We start from the raw sequence: 17,790 nt of genomic DNA, 5'->3' as shown, positions 1-17,790 counted from the left end.
TCCGTGTGACCGGTCTCACTCACTGGAACCCGGTTACAGTCCGACGTCGCGCGACAGCAGATCCGCGGCCGTCTCCCGGCGGATCAGTTCGCGCGCGGTGCCCCCGCGGACCGCCACCACCGGCGGTCGCCCGACACCGTTGTAGGTCGACGCGAGGCCGTGGTGATACGCGCCGGTGCACGGTACGGCCAGCACGTCGCCCGGGTGGAGATCGCACGGGAGGAGAACGTCGTGAGCCAGGACGTCCCCGGCCTCACAGTGCCGTCCCACCACGGTCATCGGAGTGTGGGCGCCGGCCGGGTGCCGGTTCGCGACCGCGACGTCGTAGCGCGCGCCGTACAGCGCGACCCGCGGGTTGTCGCTCATGCCGCCGTCGACGGCGACGAATGTCCGTCCGCCCGAAACGGTCTTGATCGACACCACCCGGTACAGCGTGACGCCGGCGCGCGCGACGATCGCGCGTCCGGGCTCGAGGGTGATGTCCGGGCGCGGGAACCGGTTGCGGGCGCAGGCCTCGTCGAGCGCGTCGTCGACGGCACGGGCGAGGTCCGTCAGGTCCATCTGGGGATCGCCGGGACGGTACGGGACGGCGTGACCGCCGCCCAGGTTCAGGTTGGTGAGGATGATGCCGTGGTCGCGCCGGACCTGGTCCATCTGCCCGATCAGCCGGTCGATCGCCGCCGCGAAGAGTCCGCTGTCGGTGATCTGGGAACCGAGATGGCAGTGCAGTCCGGCCAGTTCGAGGGAGGGTTGCTCGAGCACGAGGCGGACCGCGGCATCGAGGTGGCCGCCGGCGATGGGGAACCCGAACTTCTGGTCGTCGACGCCGGTCGTGACCGCCGGGTGGCCGTGGATGTCGATGCCCGGCGTCGCGCGCACGAGCACCCTCTGCCGGCCCCGCGCGAGGGAGGCGAGCAGCCGGATCTCGGTGTGCGAGTCGACGACGATCCGGCCGACGCCCGCGTGCACCGCCGCTCGTAGTTCCGCGGCGGTCTTCGCGTTGCCGTGCAGGATGATTCGCGCGGGGTCGACGCCGCTGGACAGGGCGATCGCGAGTTCACCGGACGAGCAGACATCGAGCGACAGACCCTCGTTCGTCACCCAGTCCGCGACGGCGCGGATCATCAGCGCCTTCGCCGCGTAGGCGAGCTCGGCCTCGGGGAACGCCGCACGGTAGGCCCGGCAGCGGTGTCGGACGTCGTCCTCGTCGAGCACGTACGTCGGTGTGCCGTACTGGTCGGCGACGTCGTCGAGGGCGACGCCGCCCACGCGGATGCGGCCGTGGTCGTCGTGGCCGGTCGTGACCGGCCACACCGCCGGATCCAGCCGCGGGGCCATCGCCGCGCGGAGGGACGGAAATATGTCGAGCAGGGTCACCGGCGTCTCCTGGGGGTGCCCGCGATCCGGTCGGAGCGGGTTCACCCTCAGGACTACGCCGATGCCCTGCTCGGTGGTCGGTTCTTGACGCGGGCTTGACGGGTCCCGAGCAAGCCCTGACGCGCGGTTGACGCCGCGGTCAGCCGCCCAGCTTCTTGTAGAACGTGCCGACGATTGGGGCCATGACGGCGCGCGGGCTGTACTGCCCGGCCACCGACATGCCCTTGCTCAGGATGCCGGGCACGATGCGCATCTTGTTCTCGGCGAGCGCGTCCAAGGAGACCTTCGCGACGTACTCGCTCGAGATCCACAGGAAGTCCGGGACCAGCTTGTCGACGATCGACGCCTCGGCCGGGTCCGGGGTCTCGGTGCGGACGGGACCCGGGGCGAGCAGCGTGACGTTGACGCCGCTGCCCTTGAGCTCGCCGCGCAGCGACTCGGAGAACGTGTTCACGAACGCCTTGGTCGCGGCGTAGGTGGCGTTGTTCGGGATCGGCATGTTGCCGGCGGCCGAGCCCACCATGAGGATCGCACCCGACTTGCGGGCCACCATGCCGGGCAGGACGGCCAGCGTCAGGTCGTGCACGGCGACGGCGTTGAGCTCGACCTGGTCGCGCTCGTAGCCCGGGTCGAGGTCGACGACGGGACCGAACGTCGCGATGCCCGCGTTGTTGCACAGGATCGAGATCTCCCGCTCGGCCAGTTCGGTGACCAGCGGGGCGCGGCCGTCGCGGTCGGAGAGGTCCACGGCGCGGACCTCGACCTCCACGCCGTACTTCTCGCGCAACTGGGCGGCGAGCTTCTCCATCACGTCGCCGCGGCGGGCGACCAGGATCAGCGAGTGTCCGCGCGCGGCCAGTTCGGCGGCGAGGGCCTCGCCGATGCCGGAGGAGGCGCCGGTCACGACCGCGCGGGCGTCAGGGGTGGGATTCGGCAGGCTCACGACAGTGCAGCGTAGCGGGTCGTCGGAAAAGTGGTGGTCACGCGCTCAGATCCTCGCCGCGAGGCGCGTGCCCTGCTCGATCGCCCGTTTGGCGTCGAGCTCGGCGGCGACGTCGGCGCCGCCGATCACGTGCGTGGTGACGCCGGCGACGGTCAACTCGTCCACCAGGTCGCGCACCGACTCCTGGCCCGCGCAGATCACCACGGTGTCCACGCTCAGCGTGCGCGGGCGCTCGCGCTTCTCGCCGAACGTGATGTGCAGGCCCGCATCGTCGATGCGCTCGTAGTTGACACCGGAAAGTTCCTGCACGCCCTTGGCTTTCAGGGCGGCGCGGTGCACCCAACCGGTGGTCTTCGCGAGTCCGGCGCCGATCCGTCCCGGCTTGCGTTGCAGCAGGAACACCTCGCGCGGTGAGGGCGACGGCTGCGGGGTGGTGAGCGCACCCGGCGCGGACTCGGGGTCGGTCACGCCCCACTCGCGCTTCCACTCCGCGAGGTCGAGGGTGGGGGACTGCTCGTGGGTGAGGAACTCGCTGACGTCGACGCCGATCCCACCCGCGCCGATCACCGCGACCGACCTGCCGACCGGCTTGCCGTCGCGGACCGCCTCGGCGTACGAGAGCACCTTCGGATGATCGATGCCGGGGATGTCGGGCATCCGCGGGGTGACGCCGGTGGCGATCACCACCTCGTCGTAGCCGGCGTCGATCAGGTCCACCGCGTCGACGCGAGTGCCGAGGCGCACGTCGACGCCGGCGAGATCGAGCTGACGCCGGTAGTACCGGATGGTCTCGGCGAACTCCTCCTTGCCGGGGATCATCCGCGCGATCCCGAACTGGCCGCCGATCGCGGCGCGCGCCTCGAACAGCGTGACGGCGTGCCCGCGCTGGGCGAGGTTCAGCGCCGCGGACAGGCCGGCTGGGCCGGCGCCGACGACGGCAAGGTTCTTCTTGCGCCGCGTCGGCAGCAGCGTAAGTTCGGTCTCCCGGCCCGCGCGCGGGTTCAACAGGCACGACACGTGCTTGTTGGCGAACGCGTGGTCCAGGCAGGCCTGGTTGCAGGCGATGCACGTGTTGATCTCGTCGGCCGCACCGGCCGCGGCCTTGCGGACCCAATCCGGGTCGGCGAGCATCGGCCGCGCCATCGAGATCAGTTGCACCTCGCCGCGGGTGAGGATCTCCTCGGCCACCTCGGGCATGTTGATCCGGTTCGACGCGACCACCGGAATCGAGACGTGCTTGGCGAGCTTCTCGGTGACGTCGACGAACGCCGCCCGCGGCACCGACGTCACGATGGTGGGCACCCGCGACTCGTGCCAGCCGATGTCGGTGTTGATGATCGTCGCGCCGGCGGCCTCGACTTCCTGTGCGAGCGCGACGATCTCGTCCCAGCTCTGCCCGCCCTCGACCAGATCGGCCATCGACAGCCGGAACAGGATCACGAAGTTCGGTCCCACCGCGGCGCGGGTCCGCTGCACGATCTCCACGGCCATCCGGCGGCGCTTCTGCGGGGTGCCGCCCCACTCGTCGGTGCGCTTGTTGGTCCGCTCGCACAGGAACTGGTTGACGAAGTAGCCCTCGCCGCCCATGATCTCGACGCCGTCGTAGCCCGCCGAGCGGGCCAGGCGGGCGCAGCGCACGAAGTTTCGGATCTGCCACCGCACGCCCCGGCTCGTCAGCCGGCGCGGCCGGAACGGGTTGATGGGCGCCTTGATCGACGACGCGCTGACGCTGAACGGCTGGTAGCTGTAGCGGCCCGCGTGCAGGATCTGCAGCGCGATCTTGCCCCCGGCGTCGTGCACGGCCCGGGTGATGGTGCGATGTCGGCGGGCCTCGAACCGGTTGGTGAGCTTGGCGCCGAACGGCAGCAGCCACCCCGTGCGGTTGGGGGCGTAGCCGCCGGTGACGATGAGGCCCACGCCGCCGCGGGCGCGTTCGGCGTAGAACTCGGCCAGCCGCGCGGTGTTCTTCGCGCGGTCCTCGAGGCCGGTGTGCATCGACCCCATGATCACGCGGTTCTTCAGCGTCGTGAATCCGAGGTCCAACGGTTCGAGCAGGTGCGGGAACTGTGAAGTCATGCCGGGCCTTTCGGTCGGGTCAGGAGGTCTCCGGAGTCGCGTTCTCGTCTGTCAGCGCGTCCAGCACCTCGTCGCACCAGTCGACGAACCCCTGCTCGACGCGGATGCCGCCGCGCAGGACGAGGTACTGGTGCAGGACGCGTCCGGTGCGGCGACGGGACTCGGGGAAATCGTGGTCGGCGATGCGGCGGTACAGGTCCAGGCGCGCGGCGTGCTCGTCGCGGTGCCGGCGCACCTCGGCGAGCAGCGAGGCCGTGTCCCCGTACGAGGCGCCGCGGATCTTCACGGCGAGTTCGTTGCGCAGGTGCCCGGGTTCGGTGGGCTCGGCGATCCAGCGGGCCAGTTCGGCCCGTCCGGCAGGCGAGACCCGGTACACCTTCTTGTCCGGGCGGCCGTCCTGTGCGATCGCTTCACCCGTGACCCATCCGGCGTCGTCCATCCGCTTGAGTACGCGGTAGATCTGCTGGTGGGTGGCACTCCAGAAGAAGCCGATCGACTTGTCGAACCGGCGCGCGAGTTCGTACCCCGAGCCGGACTGCTCGCTGAGGGACACGAGGATCGCGTGTTCGAGTGCCACGTCCCCATTGTTTATGCAACGAGGTGAATATGCAACCAGGCGTATAAACTGAACGGGTGTCCCGGAATCCCCCGTGACACCCGTTCTGTTCGGGAACCGTCAGACGAGCTCCGTGCCGGACCGGCGGGCCGCGACCCACTCGCGGATCGCGCCGCGGGTGATCACGAAGAGTGTCGCGGCCACCAGGACCGGCCAGATCAGGACGTACACGGTCAGGACTGCAGCATTCACGGAAGATCTCCTCGGGTCGGTGGGGCGGGGACGTGGTGGTCAGTTCCGTGCCGGTGCCTCGTCCCGCGTGGGGCGGTCGTCGTCGTCGGCCTGTCGGTCGAAGTCGCCGACGCGTTGCTCGATCGTCGCGAAGTCGAAGAAATCGGGATTCCGCACGGACATGGTGAAGCAGACGACCGTACTCACGGCGTAGGCGACGAGCGAACCGCTGAGCGTCGCGTAGTCGTGCAGGAAGCCGATGCCGAACGGCGCGGTGACCACGGCGGCGACGATGCCGACGATCTTGGCGATCCGGAGTCCGAAGAAGCCGAAGGCCATCAACCCGGCGACGACACCGACGCCGACGACCGATGCGACGTCGATGAGGAAGCCGGACGCACCGTCGGTGGGGAGCCAGCCGAACCGCACCGGCAGGAAGGCGGCGACGGCGGCGATCGTGGCCACCGTGAACGCCTTGTTGGACACCTTGTTCCAGTAGAAGCTCGCGATGACCGGGAAGACGAGCGCGCCCCAGAGTGCGCCGACGAACACGAGCAGGTCCAGGATGTTCAGCCGCATGCTGGCGAATGCGACCGCCAGCGCGGTCGCGATCACCATGGTCGCGCGGCCGATCAGCAGCATCCGACGCGGATCGGCCTCGGCCCGGCCGGCGACGGTGTGGCCGTAGCCGTCGGTCATCACGATGGAGGACAGTGCCGCCAGGTCCGAGTCGGCGGTGGACGACAGAGCGCCGAGGATCAGCAGGAAGAACAGGGCGACGAGAATCGCGGGCAGGTAGGTTCCCGCCATCTGCGGGATGAGGTTGTTGACGTCGCCGTCCAACGGTTCGATGCCGAGATAGAGCGCGAGCACGCCGAACATGCCGATCCCGATCACCGTCGAGCCGTAGCCGACGGCGGCCGTGACGAACGTCGGCTTGATGAGGTCCTCGCGGACCGCGAACAGCCGCTGGGCGATCGTCTGGTTGCCGATCGCATACGCCAGTACGGCCGCGATGTAGGGCGCGCCCTGGTTGAAGAAGGCTTCGCTCGAGAAGAAATTGCCCTGGGCGGGAGTCAGATTCGCGGCACCCGTCTCGAAGGCCGCCGGGAACCCGGCGGCGAAGAACACGATCGGGATGAGCACGACGACGGCGCCGAGCATGCCCAGCAACTGGATGACGTCGGTCAGGACGGACGCGCGGAATCCGGACCACAGCGTGTACAGCAGCACACCGCCCGCGATGACGAGCACACCCTGGATGAAGTTGAGCGGCGACAGCAGCGAGATCAGCACACCGCCCGCGATGAAGTTCGACATCAGGCTGATGAGGCTGCCGACGATGTTGGAGCCTGCCAACATGAGCTGGCTGGATCGTCCGTGTCGGGCGTACATGATCTCGGCGAGTGTGTGCGCACGCGGTGCCAGCTTCCTGATCCGCCGGCCGAAGGGGTAGATGAACAGGATCATCAGCGCGCCCCACAGCCCGTAGTGGATCGGGCCGGAGATCCCGTAGGTGTATCCGGAGGTGGCCGACGCGTACATCGACGACGCCCAGATCCAGGTGGCCGTCATGCTGGCGGCGGAGATGCCGAAACCGACCTGGTTGCCGGCGGTCATGAAGTTGTCGGCGTTCTCGTTCTTCCTGCCGATGCGGAGAGAAATGAGAAATGTTCCGCCGTAGAAGAACAGCAGCAGTAGGGCAATTGCCACGGCACTGAATTGGACGAGTTCTGGAACGTCCATTCGTTACCTCCTTGACATTAATTCGCGTAAAAATGGGTCGCGAAATCTCGATGCGAGCAGGCGCTGCCGAAGGGTGCCGTGTGCCGCCCGGTGGCGGTGCGCGCAGTGCGGTACCGATCCCGCCGTGAAGCGGTGTCCGCAACTCGGGGAGCGCGAAAGCTGTTCGGTCCGAGCGGTTCATGTCCCTCGACGCGGCTCGTCGACCGACGGGGCCGAGACGGCGCACGACGCCCGTCGGACGCAGGAGTTGCCTGCGCCGAAGGGCGTGTGGATGCGCACGAAATGCGGGTATTCGCAGGTCGTGCGCCAGGGTCGACGTGTTCCGGATCGGGAGTCCGCGCGGATTGTGCGCGGAATCGTCGCCGCATTCCCATCAGTCGCCGTGAAGTGTAACACGCACAAAATGGCAAGCCCGATTTCTTGTCGTGAATTTGAATGATTCCGGGAAATTTGATAGAAGGGTGGATTTAGTTTCGTCGGAGCATTCTTGCGGTACCCGGGACCGGTGCCGTGGTCGCCGACGACACGGGCACGTACGTCACCCTGCGGATTTCGTCCGACTACGTAGGCTCACCGCCATGAGTGCGGAAGTGGTCGGTGAGGCGGGCATCGGGCAGGCGGCGACCCGTCGTCAGGTCGCGGCGTGGGGACTGTGGGATTGGGGCAGCGCGGCATTCAATGCCGTCATCGTCACGTTCGTCTTCTCCGTGTACCTCACCGACGCGGTCGGCGACGACCTGCCCGGATCGGTCTCGGCGAGCACGTGGCTCGGCTGGTCTCTCGGAATCGCGGGCTTCTTCATCGCGGTGCTGGCGCCGGTCAGCGGGCAGCGGTTCGACGCGGCGGGTCGTCGCAAGCGCTCGCTCGCGGTGCTCACATTCCTCACCGTCGCGACGATGGCCGCGATGTTCTTCGTCGTCGACGACTACCACTATCTGTGGCTCGGCCTGGTGCTGCTCGGAGTCGGCTCGGTGATCTTCGAACTCGCCGGTGTGCCGTACAACGCGATGATGCGGCAGGTGTCGACGCCGGAGAACATCGGGCGGGTCTCCGGGTTCGGCTGGGCCATGGGCTATTTCGGTGGCATCGTCCTGTTGCTGGTGTGCTACTTCGGATTCATCGCGGGCGACGGTGACAGTCGCGGACTGCTGGGTCTGAGCACCGACGGCGGCCTGAACATCCGGTTGGTCGCGCTGCTGGCAGCGGTGTGGTTCGCGGTGTTCGCGCTGCCCGTGCTCTTCTCGGTCCCCGAACTGCCGCGTACCGGTGTGGATCCCGGCGCCGCGAAGGCCGGCTTCGTCGAGTCGTACCGCGTGCTCTGGCGGGACCTGAGAGAACTGTGGGCAGCGGACCGGCGCACGGTGTGGTTCCTGATCGCGAGCGCGCTGTTCCGCGACGGACTGGCCGGGGTCTTCACGTTCGGTGCCGTACTCGCGGTGAACGTCTACGGGATGGCGTCGGACAGCGTGCTGCTGTTCGGTGTCGCCGCCAACGTCGTAGCCGCGCTCGGCGCGATCGTGGCCGGGCGCCTAGACGACCGGGTCGGGCCGAAGGCCGTCATCGTCGCGTCGCTGATCTCGATGCTCGTGGTCGGTGTGGTGCTGATCGGCATCTCGGGGACGCTGCTCTTCTGGATCTTCGGCCTGCTGCTGTGCCTGTTCGTCGGGCCGGCGCAGTCGTCGGCGCGCACGTTCCTCGCTCGCATCACGCCGCCCGGGCGGGAGGGACAGCTGTTCGGACTGTACGCCACGACCGGGCGTGCAGTGTCGTTCCTCGCACCGACGCTGTTCGGATTCTTCGCGTGGTGGTTCGGCGCCGACAGGGCAGGCATCGTCGGACTGCTCGTCGTGCTCGGTGTCGGCCTCGCGGCGCTGCTCGCGGTGCGAGCGCCGGAGCGGGACGCCGCCGCGCAGCTACCCGCTTGACGGCCGAATGTCACACGCGTCCAGTCCAACCGAACGCGTGTGACATTCGGCCACCGTGGGGTCAGTCCTTGAAGTACACCAGCTGCTGGGTGGTGGCGAGCAGGGCGCCGTCGCGGCCCCAGATCTCGCCGGACTGGTCGAAGTAGCCCTTGCCGAAGTGCTGGGCGCGGGCGGTGGCGAGGACGGCGTCGTCGGCCTGGGCCGCGAGCAGCGTCGCGTCGGCGTGGAAGTACACCGTGAGCGAGACGGTGCCCGCCGGCAGGTACCGGCCCAGGCGCAGGAACGCCCGCGGATAGAAGACGTCGCACAGCGAGGTCAGCGCGGGAAAGTCCAGCGGTCGCGGCGGGGTGTCGCGGACCCACATCGTGGTCGTCGAGTCCGGCTGTCCGCCCGCCTCGGGGGCGGGGATTTCGCCGGTGACGAACCGCATCTCGTAGTTGCGTGCCCACGCGATGAAGTCGGGGAATCCCTGGGCATCGACGTCGTCGAGCGGCGGAGCCGTCGGCGCCTCGATCTCTGTGGACGCCCAGGTCTCTCTGCGGATGCCGAACACCGCGGTGGCCGTCGTCGTGACGACGCCGTCCTGGGCGAGTTCGACGTTCCAGTGCTGAGTGGACCGGTTGGTCCGGGTGGGGCGCGCCACGATCTCGAACGCGCCGTCGGCGATCGGACCCGCGAAGTTGACCGTGAGCGACAGGGGGTCGCCGAGGCGTTCGGGATGCTGCAGGATCGCGCGCAGCAGGGTCGCGGCGGTGATCCCACCGAAGGGACCCACCATGTTCGCGTAGGCGGAGGAGGTGTGGCCCAGGAAGGTGCCGGGCGCACCCAACTCGGGCGAGAGTTCGACGGCTGCGTCGAACGGGTGCGTAGGTGCGACGATCTGGGTCACGACAACTCCTGACGGGTGACGATCCGGTTTTAAGTATGACAACATACATAGAAGCGGGCGGCAACCGTGCGACGGCGGAAAGGGCGAGGACATGGCGAGGCGGCAGGATCCCGGGGGCGGCCCGCGGGCCGCGATGATCGACAGCGCTGTCGCGCTGATCCGCGAGCAAGGGGTGGCGGCGACGTCGTTCGCCGACGTCCTCGCGCACAGCGGCGCACCCCGCGGTTCGATCTACCACCACTTCCCGGCCGGCAAGTCACAACTCGTCGAGGAGGCCACCCGTTCCGCCGCCGCCTATCTCGGTCGGGGCATCGCCCGGGTGCTCGAAACGGGTGACACCGTCTCGGCGCTGCGGGCGCTCGTCGACCTGTGGCGCCGCGGACTCGAGGCCACCGACTACCAGGCCGGATGCCCCATCGTCGCCGCCGCGCTGGGTACCGAGCGCGGCGCCCGCGAAGTCGCCGGGATCACCTTCACCGAGTGGTGCGACCTTATTGCCACCAGTCTCGTCGACGACGGGGTAGCGCAGAACCGGTCGGCGTCGCTGTCCGTGTTGGTGGTCAGCGCACTCGAGGGTGCACTCGTGATGGCGCAGGCGCAGGGCACTTCGGCGCCGCTCGACGCGGTCGTCGACGAACTCGAGGTACTGCTGCGCGCGTGAGGACGGGTCAGGCCTGCGCGACGCGCGCGAGGATCGCGTCGGCCAGCGTGTCCGGCTGCTCCTCCGGGATCCAGTGGCTCGCGCCGTCGAGGACGACGAAACGGTAGGGCGCATCGACGAATTCGGCGCACCGCTTGGCCCCGGCCGGGCCGAGCGCGGGATCGGCGGTGCTCCACACGTACGTGGTCGGCACGCGGACGGGCGGCAGGTCACCGAACTCGCGGGTCATCGCCCGGTACCAGTTCATCGCGGCGGTGAGGGCGCCGGGCTGCGACAGCAGGCGCACATGCTCCTCGACCAGTTCGGGGTCGTTGCCGTCGCCGAACATCGCTCGCAGTCGTCGCGAGTCGTCCTCGAGCAGAACACTTTCCGCTTTACCTTCCTGGCGCAGCAGTCCGATGTACTCGGACCGGCGCTGCTGATCGGCGTCTTCGCGGAGCGCCCACCCGAACGCGGCCGGGTGCGGCACGGAGACGGCGGTGAGGCTGCGGATCCGGTCCGGATGGCGTCCGGCGACCTGCCACGCGACTGCGGCACCCCAGTCGTGGCCCACCAGGTGTGCCGACTCGAGGTCGTAGGCGTCGAGCAGGCCGACGACGTCGCCGACGAGGCGGTCGAAGCGGTAGTCCTCGACCCGCTCCGGGCGGGCGTCGGGGGAGTAGCCGCGCTGGTTCGGCGCGATCACCCGCAGCCCCGACGCCACCAGGCGCGGAGTGACCGGGCGCCACGATGCCGAACTCTCCGGGAAGCCGTGTAGCAGGACGATCGGAGTTCCGTCGTCGGGGCCCGCGACGGTCACGTCGAAGGTCAGTTCGCCCAAGCGAACTCGATCGGTCCGCGAATCGTCGGTCATGGCGTCACGGTAGCGGAATCGCTACGGGTGCGTGGGTTTCCAGCCGCCGATACCGATCGTGATCAGGCGCAGTTGCTTCTGGGTACGGTCGATCACCGCCCGTTCGGCGGCCGAACCCGGGTGATCGACCTCGAGCAGGTCGACGACGGCGGCGAGCATGGCCTGCACGATCAGGTCCGCGGCCATCTCGAGGTCTTCGACGTCCCAGTCGCGCAGCGCCGGCATGCGTCCGAGGTCGATGGTGAGTTCGCTGACGAACAGCCGCAGTTCGGTGGCGATCGCGCGCCGGACCTCCGGGACCCCGCCGTACCGCTCGCGGGCGACGAACCGGAATTCGGCCTCGTGGGCGCGCACCTGGCGTACAAGGATGTCGAGGGAGTCGGGGGCGTTCCTCGTGCTCGGGGTGCGCCGGGCGTCGCGCAGCATCCGGCGCAGCACGCGCATGCTGTCCTCGGCCAGCGCGACGCCGAGTTCGTCCATCGAGGCGAAGTGTCGGTAGAAGGCGGTGGGCACGATGCCCGCGGCGCGCGCGACCTCGCGCAGGCTCACACTCGCGAAACTGCGGTCGGCGTGGAGTTCGAGCGCCCGGTCCAAGAGCGCCTGACGCGTGCGCTCCTTGCGCTGCGCGCGCGTCTCCACCGGTTCGGTCACGGCGTCGAGTCTAGGCACTGGGTTCCGGGCCCGTCCGAGCAGTGCAGTGATCGCCGTCACGTTCCTCCGGGATTGACAGGTAGGGGGTAATCGCGTTCACACTAATCAGTGTACGAGTGTGCACTGAAAATCTCTCGTGAGGAGATGATCATGACGACGAGTTCCCTCGGTCGGTCGCCGGCGCGGCCGTTCCTCTCGCTGTTCGAGGCGCTGGCGACGCCGCATGCGGTGGACCGCTACCTCGAACTCCTCGACCCGATGGCGACGGCCCGTGAGATGCGGGCCCGCGTCGTGCGGGTCGAGCGTCCGACGTCGGATTCGGTGGTGCTCGATCTGCGTCCGACGCGTCAGTGGCGTGGATTCCGGGCCGGGCAGTTCGTGCAGGTCGGCGTCGTGATCGACGGGGTCCGGCACACCCGGTGCTACTCGCCGACCGGGGCCGAGTGCGGGCCGCGCGATGTGATCCGGTTGATCGTGCGGGCGCACCCCGGAGGGTTGGTCTCGCAGCATCTCGTCCGGGAGGCGGCTGTCGGCGCGGTGGTCGATCTCTCTACGGCGGCAGGGGAATTCATGCTGCCGGCGCCGCGACCGGCGCAGGTGGTCCTCGTGAGCGGAGGTAGCGGCATCACGCCCGTGCTGTCGATGCTGCGGACCCTCGTCGACGAGGGATTCGCCGGCCTGGTCGCGTTCCTGCACTACGCCCGCACGCAGGGGGACGTCCCGGTGCTCGGTGAGCTGCGGGCGATCGGGGAGGCCCGGGGCAATATCGCTGTCCGTGTCGTCGAGACCTCGGTCGAGGGGCGGTTCCGGCGCGAGCACCTGGACGCCGTCGCGCCGTGGTTCGGGCCCGAATCGGAGGTGTTCGTGTGTGGGCCCGACGCGCTTTCGGCCTCGGTCCGAGACCTGCTCGATGCCGACGGTTTCGGTGCACAGATGCACACCGAACGGTTCCGGATCGATCCGCCGGCGCCAGTGGGGCCCGCGGAGGGCGCCGTCTCGTTCGCGCGCAGCGGTGTCACCGCAGCGAACACCGGCGACAGTCTGCTCGAGCAAGCGGAGGCCGCGGGCCTGCAACCGGAGTTCGGCTGCCGGATGGGGATCTGCTTCTCCTGTACGGCGGTCAAACGGTCCGGGCGCACTCGCAACCTCCGCACCGGCGACACCCACGACGACCCGGACCAGCCGATCCAACTGTGCATCTCGGCACCCGTGGGCGACGTCGAGATCGACGTCTGACCGCGCCGGTCCACCACTCTCAGAGGAGAAACCCATGTTCGGAATCAGTCTTCCCGGGTTCCTGTCGATGCCCGGGTTCCTGAGATTCGGTGCCCGCGACCCCGAACCGGAGGTCACGGTCATCGGCTACGACGACGTCGAGGAACTCGGGCGGGAACTCGACGCGCTGCGTGACGAGGTCGTTGCCGACCTCGGCGCCGCAGACCGCGAGTACATCTACCGGATCATCAAGGCGCAGCGCGGCTTCGAGGTGGCCGGTCGAGGCCTGATGTATCTGGGATTCCTGCCGCCGTTCTGGCTGGCCGGTGTCGGGGCGCTGTCGATCTCGAAGATCCTCGACAACATGGAGATCGGGCACAACGTCATGCACGGCCAGTACGACTGGATGCGTGAACCGGGCCTGAACTCGCGGGTGTTCGAGTGGGACACCGTGTGCCCCGCGGACCAATGGAAGCACTCGCACAACTACCTGCACCACACGTACACGAACATCGTCGGACGCGACCGGGACATCGGCTACGGCGTCCTACGGATGGACGAGGCGCAGCGCTGGAACCCCTACTACCTGGGCAATCCGGTATATGCGACCGTGCTCATGTTCCTGTTCGAGTGGGGTGTGATGCTGCACGATCTCGAGGCAGAGAACGTGATCCAGGGCAAGCGCCGTTGGGTGGACGTCAAGCCGTTGGTGCAGGGGTGGTGGCGCAAGGCCGGACGGCAGGTGCTCAAGGACTACGTACTGTTCCCGACGCTCACCGGCCCGCTGTTCGTCTCGACGCTGCTCGGCAACGCCACCGCCAATGTGGTCCGCAACGTGTGGGCGTACTCGATCATCTTCTGCGGCCACTTCCCGTCGGGCGTGCAGAGTTTCACCGAGGAGGAGACGGCCGACGAGACCCGCGGCCAGTGGTACCTGCGGCAGATGCTCGGCAGCGCCAACATCACCGGAAGCCCGCTGTTCCACATCATGTCCGGCAACCTCTCGCACCAGATCGAGCACCACCTGTTCCCGGACATCCCGGCGCACCGGTACCCGGAGATGGCGCCGCGGGTGCGGGAACTGTGCGAACGCTACGGCCTGCCGTACAACACGGGCGGCTTCTTCCGGCAGATCGGCACCGTGTGGGCCAAGATCTTCCGGTTGGCGCTGCCGCCGTCGCTCGCCGGCCCGGCCCCGGTGCGCGGTGTTATCGTCGAGCGTCGGAAGACCGCTGCATGAGAGGCACGTCGAACATGGTGGGGAAGTTCGAGCGAGGCAAGGACACGGTGCAGGAACTCACCGAGTCCGCGGCCACACACGTCGGGGCGATCGCGGTGATCATCGCGGGGGCCGTCCGGGACGTCACGCGGGAAGTGGGTGACTGGATCACCGACGGGATCGAGATGCGCGAGGCTTCGAGGAAAGCTCGCGAGGACGGCGAACGGTCGGACATCGGCGAGAGCTGAACCGGAACAAAGAGATCGGGCCCGGCACCTGTGAAAGGTGCCGGGCCCGATCTCGTATGTCAGTCGATCAGATGACGCCCATGGCGAACATCGCGTCGGCGACCTTGACGAAGCCGGCGATGTTGGCGCCCAGGACGTAGTCGCCCGGCTTGCCGTACTCCTCGGCGGTGGTGGAGCAGCGCTCGTGGATGCCGCTCATGATCTTCGACAGGCGCTCGTCCGTGTAGGAGAAGCTCCAGGAATCACGCGACGCGTTCTGCTGCATCTCCAGCGCGGAGGTCGCGACGCCACCGGCGTTGGCGGCCTTGCCCGGCGCGAAGGCGATGCCGGCCTCGCGGAACACCGTGATGCCGCCCGGGGTGGTGGGCATGTTGGCGCCCTCGGCGACGGCCTTGACGCCGTTGTTCACCAGGGACTTCGCGGAGACGTCGTCGAGCTCGTTCTGCGTGGCACACGGCAGCGCGATGTCACACGGCACGTTCCAGATGTTGCCACCCGGGAAGTACTGGGCGTCGGGACGCTCGTCGACGTACTCGGAGATGCGGCCCCGACGGACCTCCTTGATCTCCTTGAGCAGGTCGAGGTCGATGCCGTTGTTGTCGACGATGTAGCCCGACGAGTCGGAGCAGGCGATGGCCGTGCCGCCGAGCTGGTGGAGCTTCTCCATGGCGTAGATGGCGACGTTGCCCGAACCGGAGACGACGGCCTTCTTGCCCTCGACGGAGTCGCCCTTGGCGGCCATCATCTCGGCGACGAAGTACGCGGCACCGTAGCCGGTGGCCTCCTTGCGGACCATCGAGCCGCCCCAGGTGAGGCCCTTGCCGGTGAGAACGCCCGACTCGTACGAGTTGTTGAGGCGCTTGTACTGGCCGAACAGGTAGCCGATCTCGCGGCCGCCGACGCCGATGTCACCGGCGGGCACGTCGGTGTACTCACCGATGTGGCGCTGCAGCTCGGTCATGAACGACTGGCAGAAACGCATGATCTCGGCCTCGGACTTGCCCTTGGGGTCGAAGTCGGAGCCACCCTTGCCGCCGCCGATGGGCAGGCCGGTGAGGGAGTTCTTGAAGATCTGCTCGAAACCGAGGAACTTGACGATGCCCAGGTTCACGCTCGGGTGGAAGCGCAGACCGCCCTTGTAGGGGCCGAGCACGCTGTTGTACTGCACGCGGAAACCACGGTTGACGTGGATGTTGCCGTTGTCGTCCTGCCACGGAACACGGAAGATGATCTGGCGCTCGGGCTCGCACAGACGCTCGATCAGAGCGCTGTCTGCGTAGTTGGGGTGCCGATCCAGCACCACGGTGAGCGACTCGAAGACCTCGGCGACCGCCTGGTGGAACTCCGGCTCGCCGGCGTTGCGCGCCAGTACCTGCTTGTAGATCTCCTCAACGCGGTCGCGTACAGACAACATTCACCTACTAGATTCCGTGAGAAGTTATTAATCTTTCCGTTACACGATAGTCCGCGAGGGGCCTCCACTTCGACGGTTACCTGCGGAAAGTGAGATTAGCCACGTGTGAACATTGTGTTACGCGGTTGCGAAGATTGCTAGGCGGGTTGCTCGGTGGCGCCTCGGCGCGGGTGTCCGGCGCTGCCGTTCCGGACGTCGGCGTAGTCCCTGTTTTCCCAGCAGCCACACAGGAAACGCCGTGATCGGGGCTTTTCCGTGGTTTGATCGTGGATCGACGAACGTATTCGGGGGAATCAGCGGTCGGGCCGCTTTCGGGTTGTCTCCCTCTGTCTGTACCTGCTGGAAGGGAATCGGTCTGTGAGAGAAGCGAATCGAAGGTGGGCGGCCGCGCTGTCGGCGGCTGCGGTGACGGCAGGCTTGTCGGTCGCGATGGCAACGCCGGCCGCGGCGATCGGTGGTCCGTGTGGTCAGGGCGGCGGCAGTCTGGGCAGCGCGGGCAGTCTGGGTAGTTCCGGATTGACGGGCAGCCTCATGGGCAGCCTCGGCGCCGGCAGTCTCGGCAGCGCGACGGGGTCGCTCGCCAACTCGCTCCCGTGGATCACCGGTGCGCCCAACGGTGCCCTGCCGGTGCTGTCCGGCCCCACCAAGGCGATCGAGATGGTCACGGGTCCGGGTAGCCCGAACGACACGATCGACCGCTTCAGCGTCGCCGGCACCGACCTCGGGATCATGTGGGACGGCGGCGCCGGCCAGGTGATGATGGCCTTCGGCGACACCGTGGGCGACTGCGGCATCGACGGCGATCAGTGGCGCAGCAATGTGCTGTTCCGGAGCACCGACGCCAACCTGGCTGACGGTATGCGGATCGCCACCTCGCCGATGGCTCCGGAGCCGGTCGAGAACTTTTCGCGACAGGTGATCAAAGGCCTGATCTCGAATGGGCCGGGAGGGCTGCCCGAGTTCACCGTCATCCCGACCGGCGGCGTTGCCGTCGACGGTGTCCAGTACGTGCGGTGGATGTCCGTCCGGTCGTGGGACGTGCCAGGTGAGTGGACCACGAACTACTCCGGGCTCGCCTACTCGAACGACTACGGTGAGAACTGGACCACGGACCCGGCCACCGTTCGTATCAACACCCTCGCTCTTCCCGTACCGCCTCTGCCCCTCGAGAACCCCGTGCTCTCGGACCACAACTTCGACTGGCAGATGAGTGCCTTCGTTCCGGACCGCGGGGACGGCTACGTCTACGAGTTCGGTACGCCCTCCGGGCGATCCGGGGAGGCGCGCCTCGCCCGAGTGCTCAAGGCGGACATCCGCAATCCGAACGCGTACGAGTACCGGACCGGCTCGGGCTGGAGTCAGAACCTCGCCGATGCGGTTCCGGTGATCCGCGGCAACGTCAGCGAACTGTCGGTGCAGTGGAATCCGTACCTGAACAAGTACGTCGCGATGTACACAGACCTGGGCGGGCTGAAGATTCGGCAGTCGTCGGACCTGATCAACTGGAGCGGCACGCAGACGTTGATAAGTGGGACCACACTCCCGTCGCTGTACGGCGGATTCATGCATCCGTGGTCCAACAAGAACAGCAACGACAAGAACCTCTACTTCGTGCTGACCACGTGGGATCGGTACAACGTGATCTATATGAAGACCGACCTGAGCGGCATGCGTGTGGCGTCCACCGACACGTTCGACCGGCCGGACCCGGCGGTCACCGGCGAGCAGAGGCTCGAGGGCTTCCAGACGCCCGAAGGCTTCGTCGCGCCCGACGAAGTCGAGTGAT

At 68.0% G+C, this 17,790-nt stretch carries 16 protein-coding genes; 6 read left to right on the top strand and 10 right to left on the bottom strand.

Annotation, left to right across the window (positions count from 1 at the left end; genetic code table 11):
• Positions 1-33: 33 nt before the first annotated feature.
• The 6 genes from lysA to LCL87_RS17185 form a co-directional block, all read right to left on the bottom strand.
• Positions 34-1,377 carry a diaminopimelate decarboxylase gene (lysA, locus tag LCL87_RS17210; protein ID WP_225021774.1) on the bottom strand — a complete coding sequence of 448 codons (1,344 nt, stop codon included), beginning with the start codon at positions 1,375-1,377 and terminating at the stop codon, positions 34-36.
• Positions 1,378-1,516: 139 nt separating this feature from the next.
• Positions 1,517-2,320: a mycolate reductase gene (gene cmrA / locus LCL87_RS17205; protein ID WP_225021772.1), complete on the bottom strand. Its 804-nt coding sequence runs from the start codon at positions 2,318-2,320 to the stop codon at positions 1,517-1,519.
• Positions 2,321-2,365: 45 nt separating this feature from the next.
• Positions 2,366-4,396 carry an NADPH-dependent 2,4-dienoyl-CoA reductase gene (locus LCL87_RS17200; RefSeq protein WP_225021771.1) on the bottom strand — a complete coding sequence of 677 codons (2,031 nt, stop codon included), beginning with the start codon at positions 4,394-4,396 and terminating at the stop codon, positions 2,366-2,368.
• Between the two features lie 19 nt (positions 4,397-4,415).
• Complete coding sequence (locus LCL87_RS17195; RefSeq protein ID WP_225021769.1) at positions 4,416-4,973, bottom strand: PadR family transcriptional regulator; 558 nt, start codon at positions 4,971-4,973, stop codon at positions 4,416-4,418.
• A 99-nt stretch (positions 4,974-5,072) separates the two neighbouring features.
• Entirely contained in the window at positions 5,073-5,204 is a 132-nt protein-coding gene (locus LCL87_RS17190) for a putative transporter small subunit (protein ID WP_225021767.1), read from the bottom strand.
• A 39-nt stretch (positions 5,205-5,243) separates the two neighbouring features.
• Positions 5,244-6,929 (bottom strand): sodium:solute symporter family protein, encoded by a 1,686-nt coding sequence (locus LCL87_RS17185; RefSeq protein WP_225021765.1) that lies wholly within the window; start codon positions 6,927-6,929, stop codon positions 5,244-5,246.
• A 578-nt stretch (positions 6,930-7,507) separates the two neighbouring features.
• Between LCL87_RS17185 and LCL87_RS17180 the strand changes: the two genes are divergently transcribed.
• Positions 7,508-8,854 carry an MFS transporter gene (locus tag LCL87_RS17180; protein WP_225021763.1) on the top strand — a complete coding sequence of 449 codons (1,347 nt, stop codon included), beginning with the start codon at positions 7,508-7,510 and terminating at the stop codon, positions 8,852-8,854.
• Between the two features lie 61 nt (positions 8,855-8,915).
• Here LCL87_RS17180 and LCL87_RS17175 read toward each other — a convergent pair whose 3' ends face one another.
• Positions 8,916-9,743: a thioesterase family protein gene (locus LCL87_RS17175; protein WP_225021761.1), complete on the bottom strand. Its 828-nt coding sequence runs from the start codon at positions 9,741-9,743 to the stop codon at positions 8,916-8,918.
• 91 nt (positions 9,744-9,834) lie between these two features.
• On the opposite strand from LCL87_RS17175, the gene LCL87_RS17170 reads away from it, so the two are divergent.
• Positions 9,835-10,404, top strand: a complete 570-nt coding sequence (locus LCL87_RS17170) for a TetR/AcrR family transcriptional regulator (protein ID WP_225021759.1) — start codon at positions 9,835-9,837, stop codon at positions 10,402-10,404.
• A gap of 7 nt (positions 10,405-10,411) precedes the next feature.
• Here the strand turns inward: LCL87_RS17170 and LCL87_RS17165 are convergent, their stop codons facing one another.
• Both LCL87_RS17165 and LCL87_RS17160 read right to left on the bottom strand, forming a co-directional pair.
• A complete protein-coding gene (locus LCL87_RS17165; RefSeq protein WP_225021757.1) occupies positions 10,412-11,257 on the bottom strand; it encodes an alpha/beta fold hydrolase in 846 nt (281 codons plus the stop codon).
• 21 nt (positions 11,258-11,278) lie between these two features.
• On the bottom strand, positions 11,279-11,908 hold the full coding sequence (locus LCL87_RS17160) for a TetR family transcriptional regulator (protein ID WP_225021755.1): 630 nt from the start codon (positions 11,906-11,908) through the stop codon (positions 11,279-11,281).
• Positions 11,909-12,058: 150 nt separating this feature from the next.
• Here LCL87_RS17160 and LCL87_RS17155 point away from each other — a divergent pair, with 150 nt between their 5' ends.
• Genes LCL87_RS17155 through LCL87_RS17145 form a run of 3 tightly spaced genes read left to right on the top strand, consistent with a single transcriptional unit; the run spans position 12,059 to position 14,590 of the window.
• Positions 12,059-13,144: a ferredoxin reductase gene (locus tag LCL87_RS17155; RefSeq protein ID WP_225021754.1), complete on the top strand. Its 1,086-nt coding sequence runs from the start codon at positions 12,059-12,061 to the stop codon at positions 13,142-13,144.
• Between the two features lie 34 nt (positions 13,145-13,178).
• Positions 13,179-14,363: an acyl-CoA desaturase gene (locus LCL87_RS17150; RefSeq protein WP_225021751.1), complete on the top strand. Its 1,185-nt coding sequence runs from the start codon at positions 13,179-13,181 to the stop codon at positions 14,361-14,363.
• Positions 14,364-14,377: 14 nt separating this feature from the next.
• Positions 14,378-14,590: a hypothetical protein gene (locus tag LCL87_RS17145; protein ID WP_225022028.1), complete on the top strand. Its 213-nt coding sequence runs from the start codon at positions 14,378-14,380 to the stop codon at positions 14,588-14,590.
• A 67-nt stretch (positions 14,591-14,657) separates the two neighbouring features.
• On the opposite strand, the gene gdhA is transcribed toward LCL87_RS17145, so the two are convergent.
• The gene (gene gdhA / locus LCL87_RS17140) at positions 14,658-16,001 is read right to left on the bottom strand and encodes an NADP-specific glutamate dehydrogenase (protein WP_225022019.1); all 1,344 of its coding nucleotides are present in this window, start codon (positions 15,999-16,001) and stop codon (positions 14,658-14,660) included.
• A gap of 360 nt (positions 16,002-16,361) precedes the next feature.
• Between gdhA and LCL87_RS17135 the strand changes: the two genes are divergently transcribed.
• On the top strand, positions 16,362-17,789 hold the full coding sequence (locus LCL87_RS17135; RefSeq protein WP_225021749.1) for a glycoside hydrolase family 183 protein: 1,428 nt from the start codon (positions 16,362-16,364) through the stop codon (positions 17,787-17,789).
• Position 17,790: the final 1 nt, after the last annotated feature.

The sequence above is a fragment of the Prescottella equi genome (genome assembly GCF_020171745.1).
GTDB lineage: Bacteria > Actinomycetota > Actinomycetes > Mycobacteriales > Mycobacteriaceae > Prescottella > Prescottella equi_A.
The sequence above is the reverse complement of the archived record's forward strand: the minus strand, read 5'-3'. Positions and strand labels throughout refer to the sequence as shown.